The sequence below is a fragment of the Candidatus Babeliales bacterium genome, assembly GCA_035944115.1.
In the GTDB taxonomy this organism is placed as follows: domain Bacteria; phylum Babelota; class Babeliae; order Babelales; family Vermiphilaceae; genus DASZBJ01.
In genome coordinates this window covers 1-2,091 of sequence record DASZBJ010000013.1, presented here as the reverse complement: position 1 = coordinate 2,091, position 2,091 = coordinate 1, and the positions used below count along the sequence as shown (strand labels likewise).

Genomic DNA, 2,091 nt, shown 5'->3' with positions numbered 1-2,091 from the left:
ATCTTCAACTTTTCAAAGTTCTTCAAAGCTCAAAGTTCTTCAAAGCTCAAAGTTCTTCAAAGCTCAAAGCTCTTCAAAGCTCTTCAAAGCTCTTCGCTCAAGCTCTTCAAAGCTCTTCGCTCAAAGCTCTTCAAAGCTCTTCGCTCAAAGCTCTTCAGAAGCTCTTCAAAACTCGGAGCTCTTCAAAACTCTTCAAAAATCAAGGCTCTTCAAAGCTGCTCCAAAAGCTGCTCCAAAAGGCTGCAAAAGCTTCCGTGGAAGCTTGTTTTCAACCTTTCTTACTTCTAAGCTCAACCTTAACTCCAGCTTGTCTCTTCAAAAAGCAGAAAGAGAGAGAAAAAGAGAGAGAAAAGAGAGAGAAAAAAGAGAAAAAGAGAGAGAAAAAAGAGAGAAAAAAGAGAGAAAATAAGAAAAAGAGGAATTGAACAAAAAGAGAGAGTGAAGAATTGAAAAAGAAAATTCAAATCCTTTTGTAGATTCTGAAGCGATGCAGCAAGCTGGAACAACCCGAAAACGTCCTGGACAGCCTGGAATTAGCAACGCACAGAAACAGCGAAAATTTAAGAAAAACGTATACAAAAGGAAACGAGAGGCAAGAAAAAGGGAAGAACAAAAGCAAGTCGCAGCCGAGCAGCCCCAACCTCAACCTCAACCTCAACGTCAACGTCAACCTCAACCTCAACAACAACAACAGAAGAAAGCAAAAGAAGAGGAAAGAGAAAGGCAAAAAAAGATGCGGCAAATCATCTTGGAGGCACGTGATGACCTCTGGGATGGAATAAACGCCGAAACAACAGGAAGAGTGAGCAACAGCAAGGAATTCAGCCGCCTGGCTGGATTTCTTGATGAGCCAAGGAGTTTTTTTTATGAAGATGGCGCAATTGTGCGAGGAGACGTCCACGGATGGACCACGACCGACCAAGCAGCAGAAGCGGTAATTGAAAGAGTGAAGTACCTCGCCCAAATTCGCGGCATTAAACACATTGAAGATGAAGAAAATGAGGAAAAAGCACGCCAGCTCATTTGGAGCATGCGGATGCTCCGAGTGGGCATTGAAAAATTGAAAAATTTAAAGGAATGGCTTGAGAGGGAAGACGGAGGTAGGGAAAAAGAAAAACAATTTTTCAAGAAACTACTTCAAGAAATTCAAAGAAGATACGTAACGGAAACGATGTCCCGAGACGACATCATCAGTTTGCAAAAACGCGTATGGACCCGCGAAGAGGTCATGAATAAACATTTTTCATTTCAAATTCCCGGAGAAATTCAAGAAGACGAAGATCAAGAAGATGAAGGCGAAGAGCATGAAGAGCATGAAGAGCATGAAGAGCACGAAGAGCGCGAAGTAAGCGAAGAGCACGAAGTAAGCGAAGAGCGCGAGGAAAGCGAAGAGCGCGAAATAAGCGAAGAGCGAAAAGAGCGCGAGGACGACGAGGAAGTAGAGGAACCGGAAGAAACACGATCGAAGAAGAATCTACGAGCACTCAATGAAGAGCTCAATGATATGTATGAAGTGGCAAGTGCATGCCAAATTAGGTTGAAGATGTTACAAGAAGATAATTTGATGTTGAGAATGGCCAAAAATCCGGTTACGAGAAGAGATGCACTTCTCATGACCGGAGTCATAGAAGAATTGAAGGCAAATTTCGCACCGCTAGAGCGCGGAATAATGTCAGGACGAGCGTCCATTGGAGGAGCTATGGCAGTGCGGGACCAAGAACTTCAAAAATGTGAAGTTTCATATATGTTAGAAGGCCAGCGATTTCATAACATCGCAAATCAATGGCACTTCGATAGAATCCCCCATTGGACCCTCGCAGAACGCCCAGTTCGGGTAGTGCGAGACAACCCTTACATTTATTCTTCTTTACCCATGACAGAGCGCGCAGCGCTCGCGTCATTTCCTTCTCAACATACTTTGAGCTTATCTTCAACTTATCCTTCAACTTATCCTTCAACTTATCTTTCAACTTATCTTTCAACTTATCCTCCAACTTATCCAACTTATCCTTCAACTTATCCTTCAACTTATCCTTCAACTTATCCTTCTTGTGTTTCTGAACCTCGGGCAGAAGAAACTGCAGCGTCGGA

General features: G+C 43.1%; 2 protein-coding genes. Both read left to right on the top strand.

Going from position 1 to position 2,091, the window contains the following annotated elements; all coding sequences use genetic code 11:
- Window positions 1-409: hypothetical protein (locus VGT41_01665; protein ID HEV2600983.1), on the top strand; the 409-nt coding region annotated here is incomplete at its 5' end.
- 78 nt (window positions 410-487) lie between these two features.
- On the top strand, window positions 488-2,091 hold a 1,604-nt coding region (locus VGT41_01660), incomplete at its 3' end, for a hypothetical protein (GenBank protein HEV2600982.1).